At 72.5% G+C, this 23187-nt stretch carries 20 protein-coding genes; 11 read left to right on the plus strand and 9 right to left on the minus strand.

Features of this window, described 5'->3' with window-relative positions:
• A partial coding sequence (locus tag DV20_RS25670; RefSeq protein ID WP_051736117.1) for an NAD(P)/FAD-dependent oxidoreductase occupies positions 1-1349 on the minus strand: 1349 nt, incomplete at its 3' end.
• A 74-nt stretch (positions 1350-1423) separates the two neighbouring features.
• Positions 1424-2263: a TIGR03620 family F420-dependent LLM class oxidoreductase gene (locus DV20_RS25675; RefSeq protein ID WP_043784519.1), complete on the minus strand. Its 840-nt coding sequence runs from the start codon at positions 2261-2263 to the stop codon at positions 1424-1426.
• A gap of 160 nt (positions 2264-2423) precedes the next feature.
• Between DV20_RS25675 and DV20_RS25680 the strand changes: the two genes are divergently transcribed.
• The 4 genes from DV20_RS25680 (at position 2424) to DV20_RS25695 (ending at position 6961) form a co-directional block, all read left to right on the plus strand.
• Positions 2424-3338, plus strand: a complete 915-nt coding sequence (locus DV20_RS25680; protein ID WP_043784521.1) for an SAM-dependent methyltransferase — start codon at positions 2424-2426, stop codon at positions 3336-3338.
• A 117-nt stretch (positions 3339-3455) separates the two neighbouring features.
• A complete protein-coding gene (locus DV20_RS25685; protein WP_043784522.1) occupies positions 3456-4136 on the plus strand; it encodes a hypothetical protein in 681 nt (226 codons plus the stop codon).
• A gap of 378 nt (positions 4137-4514) precedes the next feature.
• Complete coding sequence (locus tag DV20_RS25690) at positions 4515-6095, plus strand: DNA polymerase Y family protein (RefSeq protein ID WP_200876498.1); 1581 nt, start codon at positions 4515-4517, stop codon at positions 6093-6095.
• Positions 6096-6154: 59 nt separating this feature from the next.
• Positions 6155-6961, plus strand: coding sequence for an alpha/beta hydrolase (locus tag DV20_RS25695; RefSeq protein WP_043784525.1), 807 nt, complete (start codon positions 6155-6157; stop codon positions 6959-6961).
• 52 nt (positions 6962-7013) lie between these two features.
• Here the strand turns inward: DV20_RS25695 and DV20_RS25700 are convergent, their stop codons facing one another.
• Entirely contained in the window at positions 7014-7892 is an 879-nt protein-coding gene (locus DV20_RS25700) for a LysR family transcriptional regulator (protein ID WP_043784527.1), read from the minus strand.
• 122 nt (positions 7893-8014) lie between these two features.
• On the opposite strand from DV20_RS25700, the gene DV20_RS25705 reads away from it, so the two are divergent.
• From DV20_RS25705 to DV20_RS25715, 3 genes are all read left to right on the plus strand, one after another.
• Positions 8015-9202 carry an MFS transporter gene (locus DV20_RS25705; protein ID WP_051736118.1) on the plus strand — a complete coding sequence of 396 codons (1188 nt, stop codon included), beginning with the start codon at positions 8015-8017 and terminating at the stop codon, positions 9200-9202.
• A gap of 132 nt (positions 9203-9334) precedes the next feature.
• Positions 9335-12661 (plus strand): error-prone DNA polymerase, encoded by a 3327-nt coding sequence (locus DV20_RS25710; protein ID WP_043784528.1) that lies wholly within the window; start codon positions 9335-9337, stop codon positions 12659-12661.
• Between the two features lie 165 nt (positions 12662-12826).
• A complete protein-coding gene (locus tag DV20_RS25715; RefSeq protein WP_235190954.1) occupies positions 12827-14860 on the plus strand; it encodes a cellulose binding domain-containing protein in 2034 nt (677 codons plus the stop codon).
• Here the strand turns inward: DV20_RS25715 and DV20_RS25720 are convergent.
• Entirely contained in the window at positions 14857-15258 is a 402-nt protein-coding gene (locus DV20_RS25720) for an SRPBCC family protein (RefSeq protein WP_043784531.1), read from the minus strand. The two genes, DV20_RS25715 and DV20_RS25720, sit on opposite strands and share 4 nt — an antisense overlap.
• Positions 15259-15311: 53 nt before the next feature.
• Between DV20_RS25720 and DV20_RS25725 the strand changes: the two genes are divergently transcribed.
• Positions 15312-15728, plus strand: a complete 417-nt coding sequence (locus tag DV20_RS25725) for a MarR family winged helix-turn-helix transcriptional regulator (protein ID WP_043784533.1) — start codon at positions 15312-15314, stop codon at positions 15726-15728.
• A gap of 670 nt (positions 15729-16398) precedes the next feature.
• On the opposite strand, the gene DV20_RS25730 is transcribed toward DV20_RS25725, so the two are convergent.
• Entirely contained in the window at positions 16399-17256 is an 858-nt protein-coding gene (locus tag DV20_RS25730; protein ID WP_043784535.1) for an LLM class flavin-dependent oxidoreductase, read from the minus strand.
• The gene (locus DV20_RS25735) at positions 17253-18275 is read right to left on the minus strand and encodes an aldo/keto reductase (RefSeq protein WP_043784537.1); all 1023 of its coding nucleotides are present in this window, start codon (positions 18273-18275) and stop codon (positions 17253-17255) included. The genes DV20_RS25730 and DV20_RS25735 overlap by 4 nt, the downstream gene beginning before the upstream one ends.
• A 91-nt stretch (positions 18276-18366) precedes the next feature.
• On the opposite strand from DV20_RS25735, the gene DV20_RS25740 reads away from it, so the two are divergent.
• Together DV20_RS25740 and DV20_RS25745 are read left to right on the plus strand one after the other, a co-directional pair.
• The gene (locus tag DV20_RS25740) at positions 18367-18942 is read left to right on the plus strand and encodes a TetR/AcrR family transcriptional regulator (protein WP_043784538.1); all 576 of its coding nucleotides are present in this window, start codon (positions 18367-18369) and stop codon (positions 18940-18942) included.
• Positions 18939-19373 (plus strand): pyridoxamine 5'-phosphate oxidase family protein, encoded by a 435-nt coding sequence (locus DV20_RS25745; RefSeq protein WP_043784540.1) that lies wholly within the window; start codon positions 18939-18941, stop codon positions 19371-19373. Before DV20_RS25740 ends, DV20_RS25745 begins: the two co-directional genes overlap by 4 nt.
• 17 nt (positions 19374-19390) lie before the next feature.
• Here the strand turns inward: DV20_RS25745 and glmS are convergent, their stop codons facing one another.
• Complete coding sequence (glmS, locus tag DV20_RS25750; RefSeq protein WP_043784542.1) at positions 19391-21214, minus strand: glutamine--fructose-6-phosphate transaminase (isomerizing); 1824 nt, start codon at positions 21212-21214, stop codon at positions 19391-19393.
• A 15-nt stretch (positions 21215-21229) separates the two neighbouring features.
• The gene (locus tag DV20_RS25755; protein ID WP_043784543.1) at positions 21230-21502 is read right to left on the minus strand and encodes a hypothetical protein; all 273 of its coding nucleotides are present in this window, start codon (positions 21500-21502) and stop codon (positions 21230-21232) included.
• Positions 21503-21595: 93 nt separating this feature from the next.
• On the opposite strand from DV20_RS25755, the gene DV20_RS25760 reads away from it, so the two are divergent.
• On the plus strand, positions 21596-22321 hold the full coding sequence (locus DV20_RS25760) for a class I SAM-dependent DNA methyltransferase (RefSeq protein WP_043784545.1): 726 nt from the start codon (positions 21596-21598) through the stop codon (positions 22319-22321).
• Here the strand turns inward: DV20_RS25760 and dapA are convergent.
• Complete coding sequence (gene dapA / locus DV20_RS25765; RefSeq protein ID WP_043784546.1) at positions 22275-23147, minus strand: 4-hydroxy-tetrahydrodipicolinate synthase; 873 nt, start codon at positions 23145-23147, stop codon at positions 22275-22277. The two genes, DV20_RS25760 and dapA, sit on opposite strands and share 47 nt — an antisense overlap.
• Positions 23148-23187: the final 40 nt, after the last annotated feature.

The raw sequence follows: 23187 nt of genomic DNA on the forward strand, positions 1-23187 counted from the left end.
CCCGCCGCCACGACGGCCGGCTTTTCGGGGGTCCGGGTGGCGGTGCCCCCGGCCCGAGGCGAAGCCTCGGATGACACTGCTTCGCGCGGGCGCTGCACCGACGCCAGGCTGAGGATGTCACGGCCGAACAGCGCCTGCGTCAGCCACACCGCCAGCACCCGCACCTTGCGTTCCCAGGTGGGTACGGCGAGCACGTGGTAGCCGCGGTGCATGAGCCACGCGGGGAGTCCCTTGATGACGAGCCGCTTGTACTGGAAGATCCCGCGGCCCAGGCCGAGCGTCGCGATCGACCCCAGGCTGTGGTGCACGTACGGCTTCGGCTCCCAGCCGCGCAGCGTCGCGATGATGTTGCGGGCCAGCAGTTTTCCCTGCCGGTAGGCGTGCTGGGCGTTGGGTACCGTGCGCGTGCCCGGCACCGTGAGGTCGGGCACCGCGGCGGCGTCCCCGGCCGCCCAGGCGCCGGGAACGCCCTCGATCCGCAGATCCGGGCGCACGACGAGGTAACCGCGCTCGTCGACCGGGAGGTCGGTGTGCCCTCCGATGACCGGGTTGGCGCCGTTGCCCGCGGTCCAGACGATGAGCTCGGCGTCGAACTCCTCGCCGGTCGAGAGCGTCACGTGGCCGTCCTCCACCGACGTCACCAGGGTGTTCAGGTGGACGTGCGCGCCTCGCCGTTCCAGTTCCCGCACGACCCAGCGGCCCGGCCGGGCGGTGACCTCGGGCAGGATGCGGTCCGACGCCTCGACGAGGTGGAACCGCAGTTCGTCGCGGCGCAGTTCCGGGTAGCGCTTGAGCAACGCCGTCGCCAGCGACAGCAGCTCGCCGAAGCCTTCGACGCCCGAGAAGCCGCCGCCGACAAAGGTGACCGTGAGCAGCTTGCGGCGCTGCGGGCCGTCGGGGAGGGCGGCCGCGCGGTCGAAGGCGGTGAGCAGCCGGTCCCGGATCGCGACGGCCTCTTCGACGTGCTTGAGACCGATGGCCTGGTCGGCGATGCCCGGCACGGGCAGCATCCGGGTGACCGCGCCGGCGGTGACGACGATCAGGTCGTAGCTTTCTTCGAAGGCCTCCCCGTCGGCGGGCTGCACGGTGACGACGCGGTGGGTGTGGTCGATCGCGGTGACCTTCCCGGCCACGATCCGGGTGCGGCGCAGGTGCCGCCGCAGCGACACCGCGGCGTGCCGAGCCTCGACCGAGCCGGCCACGACCTCGGGCAGGAACGGCTGGTAGGTGAGGTAGGGCCGCGGGTCGACGAGGGTGACTTCGGCTTCGCCGCGACGCAGCTTCTTCTCGAGCTTCCAGGCGGCGTAGAACCCGGCGTAACCGCCGCCGACGATCAGGATCTTGCGCATCTCGTCCTCTTTTCTCGCTTCACTCCCTGGACGAGGTGGCGGACGAGGGTGTGACCGCGATGTGCGTCACAGCTTCAGCGAAGGGCGGCGGCGAGCTGCCGGTACTCCGCGAGAGGCAAGCCGGGGTTCGAGGTGAGCACCTGCAGGGCCACGTGGTCCGCACCGGCCTGGTGGTGTTCGCCGACCCGCTCGAGCACGGTCTCGACGTCACCCCACGCGACCACCGCGTCCACCAGCCGGTCGCTGCCGCCGCCCGCGAAGTCCTCGTCGGTGAACCCGAGCCGGCGGAGATTGGCGGTATAGCCGCGTTTGGCCAGGTAGAAGCCCAGCGCCTGCCGGGCGGTCGCGTGCGCGGCCGCCCGGTCCGCGGTCAGGACGACTTTCAGTTCCGGGGCGAGCAACGGGCCGTCGCCGAGCGCGGTGCGGGCGAGGTGGGTGTGCTCGGCGGTCGTCAGGAACGGGTGCGCGCCGATGCTGCGTTCCGCGGCGAGCGCCAGCATGCGAGGACCGGCCGCGGCCAGCACCCGGCTCCCGGCGGGGGCGCCGAGCGCGTCCAGCTCGTCGAAGTACGCCACCATCCGCCGGTACGGGGACAACGCCCACTGGCTCGCTTCGCGGGGGCCGTTGCCGAGGCCCAGCAGCAGCCGGCCCGGGTGCCGTCCGGCGAGTTCGCTCCTGCGCGCCGCGATCGCCGCCGCCGGGTGCGCCCAGATGTTGGCGATGCCGGTGGCCACGGTGAGCCGGGAGGTCGCGTCGAGGAGGGTGGCCGCCACGTCCATGATGGCGGGACCGTTGCCCAGCCAGACCGCGCCGAAGCCCGACGCGTCGAGCTCGGCCATCGTGTCCGGGAGCCGCGCACCCTCCTGTTCGAAGAGCCGCAGCGGGTTCCAGAGGCCGATCCGTCCGAGGTTCACGGACGAGACCGTAGGAGCCGGCGATCCTCGGTGTCCAAGGCCAATCCGCCGAAACCGGCCTGGTCGCCGAGTGCGCGCGACTCGGTGCGTCGGGCAGAATTCCGGGGTGGCGTACACCGGCCGGCGAGATTCCTGTTCACCGCCACCGGAGGGGTAAGGCATGACTTCGAGGCAGGACGGCGACACCTGGGACCTGGCGTCCGGCGTCGGGGCGACCGCCACGATGGCCGCGGTGGCGCGGGCGATCGCGACCCGCGCGGATCCCGCGCGCATCGACGACCGGTTCGCCGAACCGCTCGTCCGGGCGGTCGGCGTCGACCTGCTCACCCGGCTGGCGAGCGGCGAAGAGCCGCCCGGTGAGCTGGTCGAGCGGGCGTGGATCGACGTGGCGAAGGTGCGGACGAGGTTCTACGACGCGTTCTTCCGCGAGGCGGCCCTCCCGCAGGCCGTGATCCTGGGCGCGGGGCTGGATTCGCGCGCGTACCGGCTGCCGTGGCCGGCCGGGACCGTCGTGTACGAGATCGACCGGCCGGAGGTCCTCGAGTTCAAGACCCGCGTTCTGGCCGAGCTGGGCGCCGAGCCCGCCGCCGACCGGCGCGGGGTGCCGGCCGACCTGCGTGAGGACTGGCCGGCCGCGCTGTCCGCCGCCGGCTTCGACCCGCGCCTGCCGACCGCGTGGAGCGCCGAAGGCCTGCTCGGCTACCTGCCGCCCCAGGCGCAGGACCGCCTGCTGGACACCGTCACCGGGCTCAGCGCGGCGGGCAGCAGGCTGGCGACGGAAAACCGGCCCAACCCGCGGCCGGGCGACGAAGAGCGGGTGAAGGCCGGCCTGGACCGGATTTCCGGGCGCCTGCGCGAGCAGAGCTTCGACACGGACATGGCGAAGCTGCGCTATTTCGGTGAACGCGACGAAGCGGAGACCTTCCTGGCCACGCGGGGCTGGGTGCTGACCGGGAACACCGTCCGCGAGCTGCTCGCCGCCCACGGCCTCACCCCGCTGGGCGACGACGACCTGCGCACGGGCGACGTGCGGTACATCAGCGGCGTCCTCCCCCGGGAGTGGCCCCCGGCTTGACAGCGGGCCGTCACGTCTCGCACTATGCGAACAAGTGTTCGATGATTGTTCTGGGTTCGCCCGCGGGTTCGCGTGGGTGTCTCCGGTACGAGTACGTGGTGCTGGAGGTGAGCGGCGGTGGCGGTGCCGGAGGCGCTGGCCGGGCTCACGGCCATCCCGGGGGTCCGCACGGCCGCGCAGCTGCGTGAGCCGGGCGACGGGCAGCTGCTGACGGTGCTGCCCGAGCTGGCCCGCCTGCTCCCCGACGGCGGCCTGCGGCGCGGCAGCACGGTCGCTGTCCGCGGAGCGACCTCCCTGGTCCTGGCCCTCCTGGCGGCCCCGACCCGCAACGGTTCCTGGGCGGCGGTGACGGGCCTCCCGGAGCTGGGCCTCGCGGCGGCGGCGGAGCTCGGCGTCGACCTGGAGCGCGTCGCGCTGGTGCCGGACCCGGGCGCGGAGCTGGTGGCGGTGGTGTCGGCCCTGGTCGACGGCTTCGACCTGGTGGTCCTCGGCCCGGCACCGGTGCCGGCGCAGACGGCGCGCCGGCTGGCGGGCCGGGTCCGCAACCGCGGGACGGTCCTGCTGACGGCGGGCGCGTGGCCGGGAGCGGACGTGGAGCTGAAGGTGTCCCGCCGCCGCTGGCACGGCCTCGACCAGGACGGCCACGGTCACCTCCGCGCCCGCAACGTGGTGGCGACCAGCCGCGGCCGGGGCGCGGCCGCCCGCCCGGCGACGGTGGGCCTGCAGCTGCCGGGCCCGGAAGGCGCGGTGGCCGGCGGAGCGCTGCCGGGCCGGCGGCTGGTCGAGGTGGCCGGATGAGGCCGGCGATGCGGCGGTTTCGCGCCGGACGAGTCGCGAGATGAGGGTGGCATCGAGGCCGCCGGCTGGGTCGGGTGCCGTCGGCCGATCGGGGTGCGAATCCAGCCGGACGACACGCGTACCCAGCCGGACGACACGCGTACCTGGTTGGACGACACGCGTGCTTAGGCGGACGACACACGTGCCTGGGCGGACGACACACGTGCTTGGGGGGACGACACGTGTGCTTGGGGGGACGACACGTGTGCTTGGGCGGGCGACACGCCGGTTCACCGGAGAATCGTCGTGTCGTCCATCCGGGTACGCGTGTCGTCCGCTCAGGTACGCGTGTCGTCCGGAACTTCCGGTTTCGTCCCGCCGCCGTGGGCAGGTCGCCGGATGAGTGATGCGCCACGGTTGCTCGTGCTGTGGTGCCCGGACTGGCCGGTCGTCGCCGCCGGGGCCGCTGCCGGTACGCCGCCCGCCGTGCCCGCCGCCGTTTTCTCCGCCAACCGCGTCGTCGCCTGCTCCGCTTCCGCGCGGCAGCACGGGGTCGGGCGGGGGATGCGGCGGCGGGATGCGCAGTCGCGCTGTCCCGGACTTGTGGTGCACCAGCACGATCCCGATCGGGATGCCCGGCTGTTCGAACCCGTGGCCGCCGCCGTCGAAGGGCAGGCCGTCGGGGTCGAGGTCGTGCGGCCCGGGCTGGTCGCCGTGCCCGTCGACGGGGCCGCCGGGTACTTCGGCGGGGAGGCCGCCCTCGCCGAGCTGCTCATCGACGAGGTCGCCGCGCGGGCCGGGGTCGAGTGCCAGGTCGGGATCGCCGACGGGTTGTTCGCCGCCACCCTCGCCGCCCGCCGGTCGGCTCTCGTTCCGCGTGGCCGGACCGGACACTTCCTCGCGCCGCTCTCGATCGCCGAGCTGAACCAGCCGGGTGACGACCGCGGAGAGCTCGTCGACCTGCTCAAGCGGCTCGGCCTGCGCACCCTCGGGGCGTTCGCCGCGCTGGCCGAACGGGACGTCGCCGGCCGCTTCCCGAAAGACGCCGTCGCCGCCCACCGGCTCGCCCGGGGCCTGTCGGAACGCCCGCCGCTGCGCCGCGCCCTGCCGCCGGACCTGGCGGTCACCGAAACCTTCGAAGAGCCGCTGCACAGAGTCGACGAAGCCGCCTTCGTCGCGAAGACGCTCGGCGAACGCTTCTTCGCCGGGCTCGCCAACCACGGTCTCGCCTGCACGCGCCTGGCCATCGTCGCCGTCACCGAAGCCGGCGAAGAACGCGTACGCGTCTGGCGCTGCGCCGAGCCCCTCACCGCCCGCTCGACGGCGGACCGCGTGCGGTGGCAGTGCGAAGGCTGGCTCACCACCCGGGACCGGCCCACCGCCGGCATCGTCCGGCTGCGCCTCGACCCCGAAGAAGTCGTCGGCGGCCAGGCACTGCAGCTCCAGCTCGGCTCGGTGGGCCGGGACGCCGACGCGGCCGAACGCGCCGGCCGCGCCCTGGTCCGCATCCAGGGTCTGCTGGGCCCGGACGCGGTCGTCACCCCGCTGCTCGACGGCGGCCGCGGCCCGGCCGAACGCGTCCGGCTCGTCCCGTGGGGCGAGCCGCGCCGCCCGCTCGCCGCGGACCGGCCGTGGCCGGGACGGCTGCCCGCGCCGTCGCCGACGGTCGTGCCGCCCCGGCCGGTACCGGCCGAGGTGCTCGACGCGGTCGGCGACGTCGTTCGCTGCACCGCCCGCGGCGAGCTCGGCTACCCGCCGTCGACGGTCGCCGTCGACGGCGGACCGGCGCGCCGGGTCATCGGCTCCGCGGGCCCGTGGGTGGTGCACCCGGCCCTGCCCGGCCGCCGCGCCGAGCGGCCCCTCGCCCGCGTCCAGGTGGTCCTGGAGGGCGACACCGCGGAGGACGGCGACGTCGCACTGCTGCTCAGGGCCACCGTCGGGGACGATCCACAGTGGACGGTCGAGGGCTGTTACGACTAGCGGCACGGGTGTCCGTGCGGTGTCAGGGCCGTGTCAGGCGGGGCGCCCACAGTAAGCACATGACCAAGAACAGCGCCGCCCCGACCACCACCGCGAACTGGACCGGCATGGTGCCGGTCGAAGACACGGCCCTGGCCGTCACCGACACCGGCGGCCCCGGCCTCCCCGTCATCTACCTCAACGGCCAGTTCGCCACCCAGGGCTACTGGAGCCGCGTCCTCGCCGAGCTCGGGCCGGAGTTCCGGCACGTCACCTACGACGAGCGGGCCCGCGGCAAGTCGAGGCGCTCGGCCGACTACTCGTTCGAGGCCGCCGTCCGCGACGTCGACGCCGTCCTCGCCGCCCGCGGCGTGGAGCGGGCGCTGGTGGTGGGCTGGTCCTACGGCGCGGTCGTCGCGGCGCACTGGGCCGAGCGGAACCCGGAGCGCGCGGTCGGCGCGGTCCTGGTCGACGGCGCCTACCCGCACGACTGGCTCGACGACGCCATGGAGCAGCGGATCCGCAAGCTGTTCAAGCGGATGAGCTGGTTCATGCCGCTGCTGCGCCCGACCGGCCTGACCCCGCGGATGAACGCGGCGCAGCAGGCCGAGAGCAACATCGAACTCGGCAGGCTTTCCCGCGAGCGCGAGCTGGGACCGGTGCTGGACGGCCTCACGGTCCCGGTGCGGTACGTGGTCGCGTCGGGCACGTCCTTCGGCAGCAAGGGCGACGAGCAGGAGCGCATCCGCGAGGCCCTCGACGCCGTGGTCGCCCGGAACGGGAACATCACCAGCGAGAAGGTCGGGAGCAACCACGGTGCCATCCTCCGCAAGGACTTCCGCACCGTCGCCGCCGCGATCCGCGGCATCGCGGCCCAGGACGGCTGAACCACCCGCCCGACGGCCCGGCGCTCACCCGGATCCCCCGGTGGCCCGGGCGTCAGCGGGCCGGCAGGCCCAGCAGGCCGAGGAACGCGGTCGCCGCCGGGGTCCGGCCGGTGCCGCTCCAGATGAGGTACTCGACGCGCGTGGGGGCGTCGGTGATCTCGACCGTCGCCAGGCCGGTCAGGTGGGGGACGTAGGTCGACGGGAGCAGCGCGATCGCCAAGCCCTGCCGCACGAGCCGGGCCATCATGAAGTCGGCGGTGGTGACCTCGAAGGCGACCTCGCGGCTCAGGCCCGCGGCGGCGAACGCCTCGTCGGACTGCGCCCGTGCGGCGGACCGCGGTGGCAGGTCGATGAAGGTTTCGGTGGCGAGCCGGGCCAGGTCGACGACCGGCTCGCCGGCCAGCGGGTGGTCGGGGGCGACGACGGCGACCAGGCGGTCCCTGGCGAGCTCGCGGGCGTTGACGCCGTCGGGCCGGGTGCTGGGCGGCAGCCCGAGGAAGGCGACCTCGATCCTGCCCTGCTTGACCTGCTCGGTGAGGTCCTCGCTGCCGCCGACGCGGATGTCGAGCCGGACCTGGGGGTACCGGTCGCGGAACCGGCTCAGCGCGGCCGGGACGTCGACGGCGGCCACGGTCGGGATCAGGCCCAGTGCGAGCCGGCCGCGCACCTCGCCGGTCACCGCGCCGACGTCGGCGACCGCCCGCTCGGCGGCGTTGAGGCTCTCGCGCGCCGCGGCCACGAACGCCTCGCCGGCCGGGGTGATCCGGACGTGCCTGCTGGTGCGGTCGAACAGCCGCGCGCCCAGTTCCCGTTCGAGCCGGGCGATCTGCCTGCTCAACGCGGACTGGACGACCCTGCACTGCTCCGCGGCGCGGGTGAAGCTGTTCGTCTCGGCGACGGCGAGGACGTAGCGCATCTGCTGGAGCTCCATGGATCAATGATCCTCGGGCATCGCTGAAGTGACAACATTGCGTTGGACTCATTGATCGACGGTCGGAAGACTCGGGCGTAGTTGCTCTTCCCCGCCGCTGCAGGACGTTCCGAAGGACTCCCATGACCACATCCGGTACCGCCCCGCGCTCGCTGCTGCGGGCGTGGTCGGGCGTCGCGGCCATCACCGCGAGCCTGTTCGTCTTCGTCACCACCGAACTGATGCCCGTCGGGCTGCTCACCCCGGTCAGCGCCGGCCTGTCCGTCTCCGTCGGCCTCGCCGGCATGATGGTGACGCTGTACGGCATCTCCGCCGGCGTCGGCGTGCCCTTCCTGGTGGCGTGGAGCCGCACGGTGAACCGCCGCTCGCTCCTCGCCGCGCTGCTGGTGATCATGGCGGCCGGCAACCTCGTCACGGCCGTGTCGCCGAACTTCGCGGTTCTCCTCGCCGCCCGGCTCGTCACCGGCTTCGCGCACGGCGTGTTCTGGGCGATCGGCGTCGCCATGGCGATGCGGCTCGTCCCCGGCGACAAGGCGAGCAAGGCCGCCGCCGTCGTGCTCTCGGGCATGTCGATCGCCACCGTCGTGGGCATGCCGCTGGGGACGTTCATCGAAAGCCTCACCGACTGGCGCACCACGTTCCTCATCTGGAGCGGCCTGAGCCTGCTGGTGCTCGTCGCCGTCGTGCTCACGCTGCCGTCGCTGCCGTCCGCGAGCGCCGTCCCGGTGCGGGAGGTGTTCTCGCTGCCGCTGGCGAACGGACGGCTGCGGGCCGTGATGACCACGGTCGCGCTGTACGTGCTCGGGCACTTCGCCGCGTACACGTTCATCCGCCCCTACATGGAGCAGAATGCCGGGGTCGCGCCGGTGTGGGTGACCGGGCTGCTGATCGTCTTCGGCGTCGGCGGCGCCGTGGGCAACTTCGTCGCCGGGCACACGGTCACCAGGAACATGCGCGCGACCTTCGTCGCCGCCTGCGCGGGGCTCGTCGTCTCGCTGCTACTGGTCCTGCTGATCGGCCACGGCCCGGTGGGCCTGGCGGTCGCGATCGTGCTGTGGGGTGTCTCCTTCGGCGCCGCGAACCTGTGCCAGGTCAACATGATGCTCGCCGCGGCCCCGGACACCTTCGAGGCCGCCATGTCGCTCAACACCATGGGCTACAACATCTCCATCGCGCTCGGCGCCCTGCTCGGCGGCGTGTTCGCCACCGGCTTCGGAACCGCCGGCGCGGTGTGGTTCGGCGTCGCGCTGACCCTGGCCGCGCTGCTGGCCTCCGCCGCGCGCCGGGCGCCGTCCGGCTCCGCGCTGTGATCGAGGTGACTCCGGGACAGTCCACAGTTGACACCGGCCGGGCCGTGGACGCAGGATCGGACCGCGGTATTCGTCCGTGTGTTCGAACAGTAGTCGCTGGCTTCCCCACAGCGAAAGCGGTGGGAGCTGGCTTTGGCGTTCAACAACCCGAGTGTGCCGTGGTCCGAAGTGGAGCGGATCGCGTCCGGACGGCCGCCCGTGCCCGGGGACGGCAGCGACGCCCCCGCGTGGTCGCGCAAGCGGGAGGGCTATGCCGGGGCACCCGCGGACCTGCGGAACCGGCGCCGCCGCGACGACGGCGGGGCCCGGATCCGGGCCCCCTACGCCGAGCTGCACGTCCACTCCAACTTCAGCTTCCTCGACGGTGCGAGCCACCCCGAGACGCTCGTCGAGGAGGCCGCGCGGCTCGAGCTCGACGCGCTCGTCCTGACCGACCACGACGGCATGTACGGCGCCGTGCGGTTCAACGACGCCGCGCGGGAGCTCGGGGTGCGGGTCGGGTTCGGGGCCGAACTCTCGCTCGGGCTGCCCGGTCCGCAGGCCGGTGCGCCGGACCCGGCCGGGTCGCACCTGCTCGTGATCGCCCGGCAGCAGAGCGGGTACCACCGGCTGTGCCGGGTCATCTCGCGGGCCCAGCTCGCCGGCGGGGAGAAGGGGCGGCCCGTCTACGACTTCGACGCGCTCGCCGAGGAGCTGGCCGGGCACGTCGTCGTGCTCACCGGCTGCCGCAAGGGGGCCGTCCGGCAGGCGCTCGCCCGGCAGGGCCCGGCCGCCGCGCGCGCCGAGCTGGGCCGGCTCGTCGACCGGTTCGGGCGGTCGCACGTCGCCGTCGAGCTGATCGATCACCGGCAGCCCCGGGACGACGCCGCCAACGACCTGCTCGACGGGATGGCCAAGGAGCTCCGCCTGCCGACGGTCGTGTCCGGCAACGTGCACTACGCCCGCCCGGAAGACGCCGTCGTGGCGGACGTGGTCGCCGCCGTCCGGGCGCGGCGGCCGGCCGAGGACCTCGACGGGTGGCGGCCGCCGTCGGGGCAGGCGTTCCTGCGGTCCGGGATGGAGCAGCGGCGCCGCTTCGAGCGGCGGTACCCCGGCGCCGTCGGGCGGGCCGCCGTCCTGGGCGTCGAAGTGGCGTTCGACCTCAACCTCGTCGCGCCGGACCTGCCACCGTTCCCGGTCCCGGCCGGGCACGACGAGATGTCCTTCCTGACCGAGCTGACCTGGCGGGGCGCGGCGAAGCGCTACGGGCCGCGGGAGGAGAACCCGAAGGCCTACGCCCAGCTCGACCACGAACTCGCCGTCATCGGCAAGCTCGGCTTCCCCGGCTACTTCCTCGTCGTCTGGGACATCGTCCGGTTCTGCCGGGAAGCGGACATCCTCTGCCAGGGCCGGGGGTCCGCGGCGAACTCCGCGGTCTGCTACGCGCTGGAGATCTGCCACGCCGACCCGGTGAAGTGGAACCTGCTGTTCGAGCGGTTCCTCGCGCCCGAGCGGGACGGGCCGCCGGACATCGACGTCGACATCGAGTCCGGCCGCCGCGAGGAAGCCATCCAGTACGTCTACGAAAAGCACGGCCGGTTCCACGCCGCCCAGGTCGCCAACGTCATCACCTACCGCGCGCCCTCGGCGATCCGTGACGCGGCGAAGGCGCTCGGTCACAGTCCCGGGCAGCAGGACGCCTACGGCAAGCTCGTCGATCGCTGGGGCGGGGTCGCCGCCACGAAGCAGCAGGCGGCCGGGGCGATCCCGGACGACGTCCTCGACCTCGCCGCGCGGATCGAGGACTTCCCGCGCCACCTCGGCGTCCACTCCGGCGGCATGGTCATCTCCAAGCAGCCGGTCTCGGAGATCGTCCCGGTCGAGTGGGCCACCATGAAAGACCGCAGCGTCCTGCAGTGGGACAAGGACGACTGCGCCACCGTCGGGCTGGTCAAGTTCGACCTGCTCGGCCTCGGCATGCTTTCGGCGCTGCACCACATGATCGACCTCGTCGCCGCGCACCACGATTCCGAAGTGGACATCGGGAAGCTCGACCTGGCCGACCCGGCGGTGTACGACATGCTCTGCGAAGCCGACGCCGTCGGGGTGTTCCAGGTCGAGTCCCGCGCGCAGCTGGCCACGCTGCCGCGGCTGCGGCCGCGGAAGTTCTACGACCTGGTCGTCGAAGTCGCGCTGATCCGGCCCGGCCCGATCCAGGGCGGTTCGGTGCACCCCTACATCCGGCGTCGCCGCGGTGACGAGGAATGGCAGCACGCGCACCCGCTGCTGGCGTCCAGTTTGGACCGGACGCTCGGCGTGCCGCTGTTCCAGGAGCAGGTGATGCAGATGGCGGTCGACGTCGCGAGCTTCACCCCGGCCGAGGCCGACCAGCTGCGCCGCGCGATGGGCGCCAAGCGCTCCAGCGCCAAGATGCAGGCCCTGATGGCGCGGTTCTTCGCCGGCTGCGAAGCCAACGGCCTCGACCGCGAGCTCGCCACCCGGATCTTCGAGCAGATCCACGCCTTCTCCGGTTACGGCTTCCCCGAAGCGCACTCGATGTCCTTCGCCCTGCTGGTGTACGCGTCCGCGTGGTTCAAGCGCTACTACCCGGCCGCGTTCTGCGCCGGGCTGCTGCGCGCCCAGCCGATGGGCTTCTACAGCCCGCAGTCCCTGGTCGCCGACGCCCGCCGCCACGGCGTGCACGTCCGCGAACCGGACATCAACGCGAGCCTCGCCGGCGCCACCCTCGAACCGGACGCCGGGAGCACCGGAGGTGTCGCACTGCGGCTCGGTCTCGCCGCGGTCCGCCACCTCGGCGACGACCTCGCCGAGGAGATCGTCGCCGAACGCGACGCCCACGGCCCGTACACGGGCATCGGCGACCTGACCCGCCGGGTGCGGCTGAAGAAGAACGCCACCGAAGCACTGGCCACCGCGGGGGCGTTCAGCGGGTTCGGCGGCGACCGGCGCCAGGACCTGTGGGCCGCCGGCGCGGCGGCGGCCACCCGGCCCGGGCACCTGCCCGGCCTCGCCCCGGGGCTGGACGCGCCCGCGCTGCCGGGCATGACGCGGCTGGAGGTGACGGCGGCGGACCTGTGGGCCACCAGCGTCTCCCCGGACAGCCACCCGGTGGAACACCTGCGCCAATTCCTCGAAAAGCGTGGCGCGATCACCGTCGCCGAGCTCCTGCGGACCGAGGACGGGGCCCGGGTGTGGGTGGGCGGCGCGGTCACCCACCGGCAACGCCCGGCGACCGCCGGCGGGATCACCTTCCTCAACCTCGAAGACGAGACCGGGATGGCCAACGTCGTGGTCTCCCAGGGCCTGTGGCACCGGCAGCGGCTGGTCGCCCGCACCAGCGCCGCCCTGGTGGTGCGCGGCCGCGTGCAGGCGGGCGAAGGCGTGGTGACGCTCGTCGCCGACAACCTTGTTCCGCTCGACATCCGCGGGCTCGCGGTTTCGTCCCGAGACTTCCGCTGAGGCCGTCCCCGCCACCGATCGCCCACCGCGTCGAAAACCTCGATTCCTCGGCGCGGGCGGGCCCGCACACGCGGCTTTCGTTGACTTCGGGCCTTCTCGGTGGTTCTCTCCCTGAGAGCGCTCCCAGTCATCCGTTCGTGCCCGACGAGTGAGGATGGACTTTTCATGACAGCTCGACGTCTGCGCTGGGCAGCGTGGCCGGTGATCGCCGTGCTCGCCGCGGCGGTACCGGCCGCCGGCACCGCCGGAGCGGCGACCACGCCCGCGGCGACGGTCACCGTCAACGCCCGAGCCGGGCTGGCGACCATGCCGGACACCGGGATCGGCATCAACCACGCGGTCTGGGACAGCCAGCTGGGGACCGACGAGGTGGCCGACCTGTTCGGCGCGGCCGGTGTCCGCACGATGCGCTACCCCGGTGGGTCCTACGGCGACATCTACCACTGGAAGGACAACACGGCGCCGGGCGGTTACGTGGCGCCGAACACCGATTTCGACACTTTCATGGGCGGTGTCCGCAGAGCCGGCGCGCAGCCGATCATCATCGCCAACTACGGCACCGGCACCCCGGAGGAAGCCGCGGACTGGGTGCGGTACGCCAACGTGACCAAGGGCTACGGCGTCAAGTACTGGGAAATCGGCAACGAGCTGTACGGGAACGGGCACTACGGGGCGAACTGGGAAGCCGACAACCACGCGGACAAGAGCCCGACGGCCTACGCCAACGGGGTCGTCGCCTACGCCGACGCGATGAAGGCGGCCGACCCGGGCGTCAAGATCGGTGCCGTGCTGACCACCCCGGCGAACTGGCCGGACGGCATCGTCGGCTCCGGTGACACGGCGACCTGGAACCAGACCGTGCTGTCGATCGCCGGTCCGCACATCGACTTCGTCATCCTGCACTGGTACCCCACCGGCTCGACGGCGGCGGAGGCCCTCGCCAAGCCGGAGCAGATCGACGACATGATCTACCTGGCGCGCGAGCAGATCACGCGGTACGCGGGCCCGGACTCCGGCCGGATCGGCATCTCGATGACCGAAACCAACACGCCGGTCGGCATGGACACCCAGCCGGGCGCCCTGTTCGCCGCCGACACCTACAGCTCGCTGCTGGCGAACGGCGTGTTCACCGTCGACTGGTGGGACACCCACAACGGCGGCACGAAGGTGTCCACTGTGGCCGGATACCCGGACTACGGCGACTCCGGACTGCTTTCCAGCGCCACCTGCCTGGAGGGCGGCGTCTGCGAACCGCCGCTCAACACGCCGTTCGCGCCCTACTACGGGCTGAAAATGCTGAGCACCTTCGCGCACCCGGGCGACCAGTTCGTCCGCGCCGGCGCGGACGACCCGCTGGTCGGCGCGCACGCCGTCCGGCGACCCAACGGGGACCTCGCCGTGTTGCTGCTCAACAAGGACCAGGACCAGGCGAGGACGGTGACGCTGGACTACGCGGGCTACACGCCGGCCGCGGGCGCGCCGCAGGTGTTCACCTTCACCAACGGCGCCACGGCGATCTCCAGCGCCACGACCGGCACGAGCACGTCCCAGACGCTGCCGCCGTATTCGCTCACGACGCTGGTGCTGCACCCCGCGACGGCCGCCTCCGCCGGTCCCGGGGCACCCGGACAGCCGACCGGGACGGCGACCGACCGGACCGCGGCGATCAGCTGGCCCGCGGCCGCGCCCGGCGCTCACCCGATCGCGAAGTACGAGGTCTACCGCCAGGTCGGCACGACCAGTGAGCAGTGGGGCGAGACCACCGGCACGTCGCTCGACGTCGGGAACCTCGTGCCCGGCAGCCGGTACACGGTGAACGTGCTGGCGCGGGACACGGCCGGGAACGTGTCCGCGGCCTCCCCGCCGCTGACGCTGACCACGGGCGCGCCGGCGGCGAGCAGCTGCACGGTCCGGATGACCGACGTGACCGACTGGGCGAGCGGCTTCGTCGGCGGCATCCACGTCACCGCCACCGGCGTGGTGGGGGACTGGACGCTGACGTTCAAGTGGCCGACCGCGCGCCAGCGGCTCACCGGCGGCTGGAGCGGCACCTGGGCGCAGAACGGGACGACGGTGACGGTGTCGTCGTCGGCCCCACCGGCGAACGGCGTCGACGTCGGGTTCACCGCCGACTACAGCGGGCCGAACATCCTGCCGGCGGCGTTCACCCTCAACGGCGTGCTCTGCGCGGCGGGCTAACGTCCGGACTCGACGCGCTCGCGCACAGCCCGCAGTTCTTCCCCGACGACCACCATCTGCGCGTCGACCGCCGACGGGTCGGTGCCGTCGGGGAAGAACAGGCTGAAGATCAGTTCGGCCCCGGTCAGGTTCGGCACCGCCCGGGTGAACAGGCCCAGGTGGGGGGCGTCGGCGCTGACGACGTCGACGACACCGTGCTCGGCGGCGACCCGCACGGCGACCCGCTGCGGGCCGCCTTCGGTGTGGACGCGCCAGATGTCGTCGTGGTCGTGGTCGACGGCGGTGGCGAATCCCGGGGCCCATTCGGGGAGGTGGCGCGGATCGGCGAGGTACTCGACAACCTGCTGCGGCGGGCGGGCGATGGAGATGGTGCGGGTTTCGGCGCGTCCCAGTGTCATGCCGGAAACGATACGCACCTGCGTACGATTTGTCGACGCGTAAAATCCCGCCGGTGAACGAGGACGACGATCTCGGAGCCCTCTGCGCCGGGGCGGGCCGCAGCCTGGCCGAAGCCGAGCGGCCGGTGCTGGAGCGCCACGGCCTCACGATGTGGCAGTACGTGGTCCTGTCGGCACTGGCCGCCGGGGCGGCGCCCAGCCAGCTGGTGCTGGCCCAGCAGATCCGCTACGACAAGACCCGCTTGATCGCCCTGCTCGACGCGCTCGAGGCGGACGGCCTGGTGCTCCGCGAGCCGGACCCGGCCGACCGCCGCGCACGCGTGGTCCGCTTGACGCCGGAGGGACTCGAGCGTCATGCGGCGGTCCGGATGGCGATACGCGAGGTGGAGGAGCGGAAACTGGCGGGGCTGCCGCTCGAGGCTCGGCGCCTGCTGCGGTCGGCCTTGGCGCACCTGGCGAACACGGAGTGACTGCGGCGGCCGGGGCTGTGCTGAGCAGCCCCCGATTTCCACGCTACCGGAGGGCACCGACAAAACCGGCGGCCTCCGCAGGGGCTGTCCACAGGCCACGCGCGAACCGGTGGTGGACAATGCGGGCCGGCCAGCTGGGAACCGGCGGCTGGCAACGCGGCTCGGCCGGCCGGGAACCAGTCGCGAACCGGTGGCCGGCAACGTGGGCCGACCAACGACGTCACCAGGCCTCCCCCGTCCCTCATCCCTGCCTTCTCTTCAGCCGGCGGTCGGGTTTGTCAAGGCACGCTTTCCCGCCTTGACAAACCCGACCGCCGGCTGAAAATCCCACCGGAGGGGCGGGGGAGGCCGGGCCCGCTCTGCCGTGGCAAAAACCTGCAGACATCTGCCGCGGCTGAAAGTCTGCCGCGGCTGAAAAGACAAAACTGTCCTCGCCGGACGGGCAGGCTCTGGGATGGCCATCCTTCGCCGCTGCTGTCTCTCGTTGCGATGTGGGCCGCTGGGTGGTCATCCCGTCGCCTGATTGAGGCCTATCACTTTGAGCCGGGCCCGCAAGCCTGCGCTGTTCTCCTGCTTTGCGCTGTGGGTTGCGGGCCCGGCTCAAAGTGATTTTTGCGGCCTCAGGCGACGGGATGACCACCCAGCTCCTTTGCTGGTGGGTTGTCGGGTCTTACGCTTTGCGGATCAGTTCCTCCGCCACCCAGTGGGCCACGCCCTCCGGGTATGGGTTTGGCAGTCCCAGTACGAAGTGGCCGAATCCCGCGTTCCCTGCCTCCGCTATCTTGGCCCTCGTTACCTCTGAGTGCTCGTAGTCCGCCGGTAGGAAGATCGAGCGGGTGATCTCCGCCGGGTTGCGGCCGATCTCCTCGCAGTACTTGTCGAGCAACCTGCTGCGGGCTGCGAGATCCTCGATGTCGCCGCCGCCCGGGATGTTCCACACGTTTGCGTGCGCTGCTACCACTCGGAGCGTTGCGTTCGCTCGGCCGCCGATCATGATCGGGGGGTGGGGGCGCTGCACCGGGCGGGGGTTTCCGTACGCTCCGGTCAAGGAGACGTGCTCGCCCGCGAAGTCGAACGGTGCCTCGGCTGTCCACAAGCGACGGATCACCGTGCACGCCTCGGCCAGGGCCGCCACCGCGTCCGCCTGGCCGTGGTACGGCAGGCCGTGCGCGTCGTACTCCCGCCGCGCCAGCGGGTGGCTCGGGCGGGAGCCCGCGCCGATGCCGAAGTCGAGGCGGCCACCCGACACGATGTCGACCGTCGTGGCGATCTTCGCCAGCATCGCGGGCGGCCGGAAGCGGTTGCTGGTGACCAGCAGGCCGATGCGGAGCCGGGACGTCTGGGCCGCCAGCGCCGAGAGCAGCGTCCAGCCTTCCAGGATCGGGCCGTCCGGGTCGCCGGCGATCGGCATCAGGTGGTCGAACAGCCACGCGTGCTCGATCTCCGGCACGGTGTCGGCTTCCCGCCAGACCCGCAGGACCTCGTCGTACCCCACCTGCATCGGCGGGGTCATGATGCCGAAGCTCATCGGCGCCGCCGCAGCGACGGGTCCAGCAGCGACGGCGGGGTGTCGAACTTCTCGTCCGGCGCCAGGTCGACACCGGGTGCGACGACGGTGTCGATCTCGTCGAGGACGTCGGCGGACAGCACGGTGTCGGCGGCGGAAAGCTGCGACCGCAGGTGGTCCAGGGTTCGCGGGCCGATGAGCGCGCTCGTCACGCCGGGGTGCGCGGTGACGAAGCCGAGGGCGAGCTGGATCAGGGTCAGCCCGGCCCGCTCGGCGATCTTGGCGAGCTGCTCGACGGCGTCGAGCCGGGCCCGGTTGGCGGGGATGTCGAGGTCGAAGCGCTGCGGCAGGACCTTCGCGCGGCTGGTGCTGATCTCCCGGCCCGCGCGGACCGCGCCGGACAGCCAGCCCGAAGCCAGCGGGCTCCAGGCCAGGACGCCCATGCCGTACTCCTCGGTCACCGGCAGCACGTGGGCTTCGATGCCGCGCTGCAGGATCGAGTAACTGGGCTGCTCGGTGACGTACCGGCCGAGGTGGTGCTCGCGGGCCGCCCACTGCGCCTGGACGATGCGGTAGGCGGGGAACGTCGAGGACCCGAAGTACCGGATCTTGCCCGCGCGCTGGAGGTCGGTCAGCGCGGAAAGCGCTTCCTCGTCGCTCGTCGTGGGGTCCCACCGGTGGAGCTGGTAGAGGTCGACGTGGTCGACGCCGAGGCGCCGCAGGCTGTCGTCGAGCGCGGTGACCAGCCAGCGGCGCGAGTTACCGCGGTGGTTGCGCTCGTCGCCCATCGGCATGGTCGCCTTCGTGGCCAGCACGATGTCGTCACGCCGGCCGGCGATCGCCTTGCCGACCATCACCTCCGATTCGCCCTGGCCGTACATGTCGGCGGTGTCGATCAGGTTGATCCCCGCTTCGAGCGCGGCGTCGACGATGGCGGTGGCCTCGTCCTGGCCGGTGTTGCCGATGGCGCCGAAGTTCATCGCGCCCAGCGCGAGGGTGCTGACCTGGACGCCGGTGCGGCCCAAGGTGCGGTACTGCATGAGGGGTGCCTCCGTGAGAGGATGAGCAAGCGGAACGTTGCTCCGCTAACCATACGGAACATGGTTCCGCTTAGCAACCCCGGGAGGGTCGGTGACTGAGCGCAAGCCCAAGCGGGCGGACGCCCGGCGCAACGAGAAGGCGTTGCTGGACGCGGCGGCCGCCGTCTTCGTCGCCTCCGGCGTGGACGCGCCGGTGCGCGACATCGCGGCGAAGGCCGGCGTCGGGATGGGCACGATCTACCGGCACTTCCCGACCCGGGCGGACCTGGTCATCGCGGTCTTCCGGCACCAGGTGGACGCCTGCGCGGAAGCGGGGCCGGCACTGCTGGCTTCGAACGAATCGCCGTTCGCGGCGCTGACGCGGTGGATCGACCTGTTCGTGGACTTCCTGGTGACCAAGCACGGGCTCGCCGGGGCGCTCCAGTCCGACAACGCCGGCTTCGAGACGCTGCACGCCTACTTCCTCGACCGCCTGGGGCCGGTGTGCGGCGAGCTGCTCGACGCGGCGATCGCGGCGGGCGAGGTCCGGACCGAGGTGCGGCCGCTGGAGCTCATGCGGGGCGTCGGGAACCTCTGCATCGGCGCGGACACCGATCTCCGGTACGACGCGCGCAAGCTGGTCGGGATCCTCGTCGCCGGGCTGCGGTGCGAGACCATGGGCACATGACGGCGTGGCGGGAGTTCGAAGCGGCGGAACCGGAGTTCGCCCGGCGGGTGCGGGCGTTGTTCGACGCGCACAAGCACAAGACGATCGCGACCCTGCGGGCGGACGGCGCGCCGCGGATCTCGGGCATCGAAACGGCCTTCGCGGACGGTGAGCTGGTCTTCGGCTCGATGCCGAACGCGCGCAAGGGCGCGGACCTGCGGCGGGACCCGCGGTTCGCGCTGCACAGCGCGACGGTCGACCCGGTCGAAGGCGAGGAAGCGCGGTGGCCGGGCGAGGCGAAGATCGCCGGGCGGGTGCGCACGGAGGACGGCGAGCGGTTCGTCGTCGACGTCGCCGAGGTCGTGCACACCCACCTGAACGAGGCGGCGACGCTGCTGGTCGTCGAGTGGTGGACGCCCGGAGCGGGCCTGCGCCAGGTCGAGCGCGAGTAGCCGGCGGCGCCGAACGCTCACTCGACCGTGACGGACTTGGCCAGGTTGCGCGGCTTGTCGATGTCGTAGCCCAGCGTCAGCGCGGCGTGGTAGGCGAGCAGCTGCAGCGGGATGGTCAGCAGGATCGGGTCGAGCTCCGGCTCGGTCTTGGGCACCACGATCCGCGGGACGCCGAGTTCGCCGAAGTCGACGCCTTCGTGGGTCACCGCCAGTACCGCGCCGCCGCGGGCCTTGATCTGCTGGACCGCCGCCAGGTTGCGCTCGGTCAGCTCGTCCCGCGGGACGACGGCGACGGTCGGCAGCTCCTCGTCGATCAGCGCGAGCGGGCCGTGCTTGAGCTCGGACGTCTGGTACGCCTCGGCGTGGCGGTAGGAGATCTCCTTGAACTTCTGCGCGCCCTCGCGGGCCACCGGGTAGCCGCGGACGCGCCCGACGAAGAACAGGCTCTTCGCGGCGGCCACGGTCTTCGCGTGCTCGGCGATCTCCGGTTCGAAGTCCAGGATGGACTTGATCTGGCCCGGCAGCGCGCGGATGGCGTCGATGATCCGCTGACCGTCCGCGTTGGACAGGTCGCGCACCCGGCCCAGCGCCAGCGCGATCAGCGCGAACCCGACGGCCATGTTGGTCAGCGCCTTGGTCGAGGCGACCGCGATCTCCGGGCCGGCGTGCAGGTAGACGCCGCCTTCGCAGGCGCGGGCGATCGTCGAGCCGACGACGTTGACCAGGCCGACGACCCGGCCGCCCTTGCGCTTGATCTCCTCGACCGCGAACGCCGTGTCGATCGTCTCGCCGGACTGGCTGACCGCGATGTAGAGCGTGTCGGCCTCGATGATCGGGTTGCGGTAGCGGAACTCCGACGCGGCTTCGGCGTCGGCCGGGATCCTCGCCAGTTCCTCGATCATCGTCGCGCCGATCTGGCCGACGTAGTAGGCGGAGCCGCAGCCGAGGATCTTCACGCGGGCGAACCCGCGCAGCTCCCGCGGTGTCAGGTTGAGCCCGTCGAGGCGGGCGACGCCGAACCGGTCGTCCAGGCGGCCGCGGATGATCCGCTCGACGGACTCGGGCTGCTCCTGGATCTCCTTGGCCATGTAGTGCGGGTGGCCGCCCAGGTCGAGGTCTTCGGCGTCGATGTCGATCTCGGTGGCCGGCTTGGTGGTGTCGCTCTCGTCGACGGTGAAGGTGCGGTAGCCGGTGGCGAAGACCGTCGCGAACTCGCCGTCGTCGAGGTGCGCGACCTGTGAGGTGTGCCGCACGAGCGCGGCCAGGTCGCTGGCCACGAACATCTCGCGCTCGCCGACGCCGATGATCAGCGGGGAGCCGTTGCGCGCGATGACCAGCCGGTCCGGGTGCGCGCTGTCGGTGACGGCGATCGCGTACGTGCCGGTGACCCGGGAGACCGCCGCCACGACGGCGTCTTCGAGGGTTTCGGCGCCCGAGCGGGCGATGAGGTGGGCGAGGACCTCGGTGTCGGTCTCGGAGGTGAGGGTGACCCCGGCGTCGGCGAGCTGGGCGCGCAGCGTGTCGGCGTTGTCGATGATGCCGTTGTGGACGACGCAGATCCGGCCGTCCTCGGAGGTGTGCGGGTGGGCGTTGGCCTCCGACGCGGGCCCGTGCGTGGCCCAGCGCGTGTGCCCGATGCCCGCCTTCCCGGCGAGCCGCTTGGGCAGTGCCGCGGCGAGGTTCCGCACCCGGCCGACGACCCGGTGGACCTGGGCGCCGCCCTTGGCGCCGAGGACGGCGATACCCGCCGAGTCGTAACCGCGGTACTCGAGCCGGGTCAGGCCCTCGAGCAGGATGGGGGCGGCGTTCTGGCCGCCGATGTAGCCGACGATCCCGCACATGGGGAGTCCCTCTTCCTAGCCGTAGACGATGCGGCGCAGCTGCCGCTCGGAGAGGATCGGTGCGGCCACCAGCCTGCCGCGGAGCTCGGCGGCGATCAGGGGGAAGATCTCGGGGTTCTTCCGGCCCTGGGCCTGCAGCTCGGCGTGCCGGCGGCGCACGTAGTCCTCGGTGGGAGTCCGGTAGAAGGCCAGGACGTCGTCGACGACCCGGGCGGCGACCCGGGGCGGCAGCCCGGTGGACGCGGCCACACGCTCGACGATGTCGGTGTCCTCCACGCGGGCCATCATGCCCTCTCGTACGGCGAACCCCAAATTCTTGCCCGAATTCGGGCAAGTTCTAAATGGTGGACAGTTTCCCCGGCCTCGGGCGAGGGTGGAGGAGTGCGACAGGACGAGATCTGGGACGCCGAGACCGCCGAGCGCTACGACACCCCGGGCCGCGGCGTGTTCGCCCCCGAGGTGGTCGGACCCGCCGTGGAGCGCCTGGCCGCGCTGGCGGACGGCGGGCGGGCGCTGGAGTTCGCCATCGGCACGGGCCGCATCGCCGTCCCGCTCGCCGAGCGCGGGGTGCCCGTCACCGGCATCGAGCTGTCCGAGCCGATGCTGGCCAAGCTGCGGCAGCGGGCCGCGATCCCGGTGGTCGCCGGGGACATGGCGACAGCACGGGCGGAGGGCCGGTTTTCGCTGGTCTACCTGGTGTACAACACGATCTCGAACCTGCTGACCCAAGACGAGCAGGTGGCGTGCTTCCGCAACGCCGCCCGCCACCTGGACCCGGGCGGCCGGTTCGTCATCGAGCTGGGCGTCCCCGAGCTGCGGCGGCTCCCGCCGGGCCAGGACGCCCTGGTCTTCCACGCCGAAGACGGGTACGTGGGGGTCGACACCTACGACCCGGTGCGCCAGCACCTGGTGTCCCACCACTTCACCTTCGGCGCGGGGCGGCAGGCGCGGGTGAGCCGCTGCCCGCAGCGCTACATCTGGCCGGCCGAGCTGGACCTGATGGGCCGCCTGGCCGGGTTCGGGCTGGAGTCCCGCCACGCCGACTGGACCGGCGGGGAGTTCACGACGGAGTCGAGCTCGCACGTGTCGGTGTACCGGTTGCCCTGATCGCTTCGACCAGCGGAAGCCGCACGCTCGCGTGCGGGATGACCCCCAGTTCGGCCAGCGCGGCCTTGGCGTTCGCCGCCCCCGTGCCGGAGCGCATGAGCGCCTCCGTCAACGGGATCAGTCCGTCGTTGATCGCCCGCGCCCCGGCCAGGTCGCCGTCGCGGACGGCGTGGATCAGCCCGGCCGTGCGCCCGGCGGCCACGTTGGCCACGACGCTGACCAGGCCCGCCGCGCCGCAGGCCAGGTACGGCAGGTTGAGCTCGTCGATGCCGCAGTAGTACGCCAGCGACGTCCGGCTCATCACCGTCATCGCCTCGGACAGGTCGCCCTTCGCGTCCTTGACCGCCCGGATCCGCGGGTGGCGGGCCAGCTCGATCAGGGTGGACGGTGTCATCGCGACACCCGTGCGGGCGGGGACGTCGTAGAGCATCACCGGCAGTTCGGTGGCGTCCGCCACGGCCAGGCAGTGGGCGAGCACGCCGTCCTGCGTCGGCCGGGAGTAGTACGGGCAGACCAGCAGCAACGCGTCCGCGCCCGCCGCCTCGGCTTCGCGGGCGCGGCGGATGCTCGTGGCCGTGTCGCAGGTGCCGACGCCGGCGATCACGCGCGCCCGGTGCCGCACCTGGACCACCACCGTCCGGATCAGGTCCGCGGCTTCGGCCTCGGACAGGGTGGGGGACTCCCCGGTGGTCCCGCCGACGACGAGGCCGTCGCACCCCGTGTCCAGGAGGTGCTCGACGAGCCGGGCGAGGCCGGGTTCGTCGAGCGCGCCGCCGGGCTGCATGGGGGTCACCATCGCGACGAGGTTGGTGCCGAATTCGGTCATGCCCCGACCTTGCCCGGGGGGACTGGTGTGGTCCAGCGAT

Origin of the sequence: Amycolatopsis rifamycinica (genome assembly GCF_000695625.1) — a bacterium.
Taxonomy (GTDB): Bacteria; Actinomycetota; Actinomycetes; order Mycobacteriales; family Pseudonocardiaceae; genus Amycolatopsis; species Amycolatopsis rifamycinica.

Excerpts from the sequence above, each read along its gene's own strand:
- DV20_RS25680 (WP_043784521.1), top strand. The coding sequence starts at position 2,424 with ATGACTTCGAGGCAGGACGGCGACACCTGGGACCTGGCGTCCGGCGTC.
- DV20_RS25690 (WP_200876498.1), top strand. The coding sequence starts at position 4,515 with ATGAGTGATGCGCCACGGTTGCTCGTGCTGTGGTGCCCGGACTGGCCG.
- DV20_RS25695 (WP_043784525.1), top strand. The coding sequence starts at position 6,155 with ATGACCAAGAACAGCGCCGCCCCGACCACCACCGCGAACTGGACCGGC.
- DV20_RS25700 (WP_043784527.1), bottom strand. The coding sequence starts at position 7,892 with ATGGAGCTCCAGCAGATGCGCTACGTCCTCGCCGTCGCCGAGACGAAC.
- DV20_RS25705 (WP_051736118.1), top strand. The coding sequence starts at position 8,015 with ATGACCACATCCGGTACCGCCCCGCGCTCGCTGCTGCGGGCGTGGTCG.
- DV20_RS25715 (WP_235190954.1), top strand. The coding sequence starts at position 12,827 with ATGACAGCTCGACGTCTGCGCTGGGCAGCGTGGCCGGTGATCGCCGTG.
- DV20_RS25720 (WP_043784531.1), bottom strand. The coding sequence starts at position 15,258 with ATGACACTGGGACGCGCCGAAACCCGCACCATCTCCATCGCCCGCCCG.
- DV20_RS25730 (WP_043784535.1), bottom strand. The coding sequence starts at position 17,256 with ATGAGCTTCGGCATCATGACCCCGCCGATGCAGGTGGGGTACGACGAG.
- DV20_RS25735 (WP_043784537.1), bottom strand. The coding sequence starts at position 18,275 with ATGCAGTACCGCACCTTGGGCCGCACCGGCGTCCAGGTCAGCACCCTC.
- DV20_RS25745 (WP_043784540.1), top strand. The coding sequence starts at position 18,939 with ATGACGGCGTGGCGGGAGTTCGAAGCGGCGGAACCGGAGTTCGCCCGG.
- glmS (WP_043784542.1), bottom strand. The coding sequence starts at position 21,214 with ATGTGCGGGATCGTCGGCTACATCGGCGGCCAGAACGCCGCCCCCATC.
- DV20_RS25755 (WP_043784543.1), bottom strand. The coding sequence starts at position 21,502 with ATGATGGCCCGCGTGGAGGACACCGACATCGTCGAGCGTGTGGCCGCG.
- dapA (WP_043784546.1), bottom strand. The coding sequence starts at position 23,147 with ATGACCGAATTCGGCACCAACCTCGTCGCGATGGTGACCCCCATGCAG.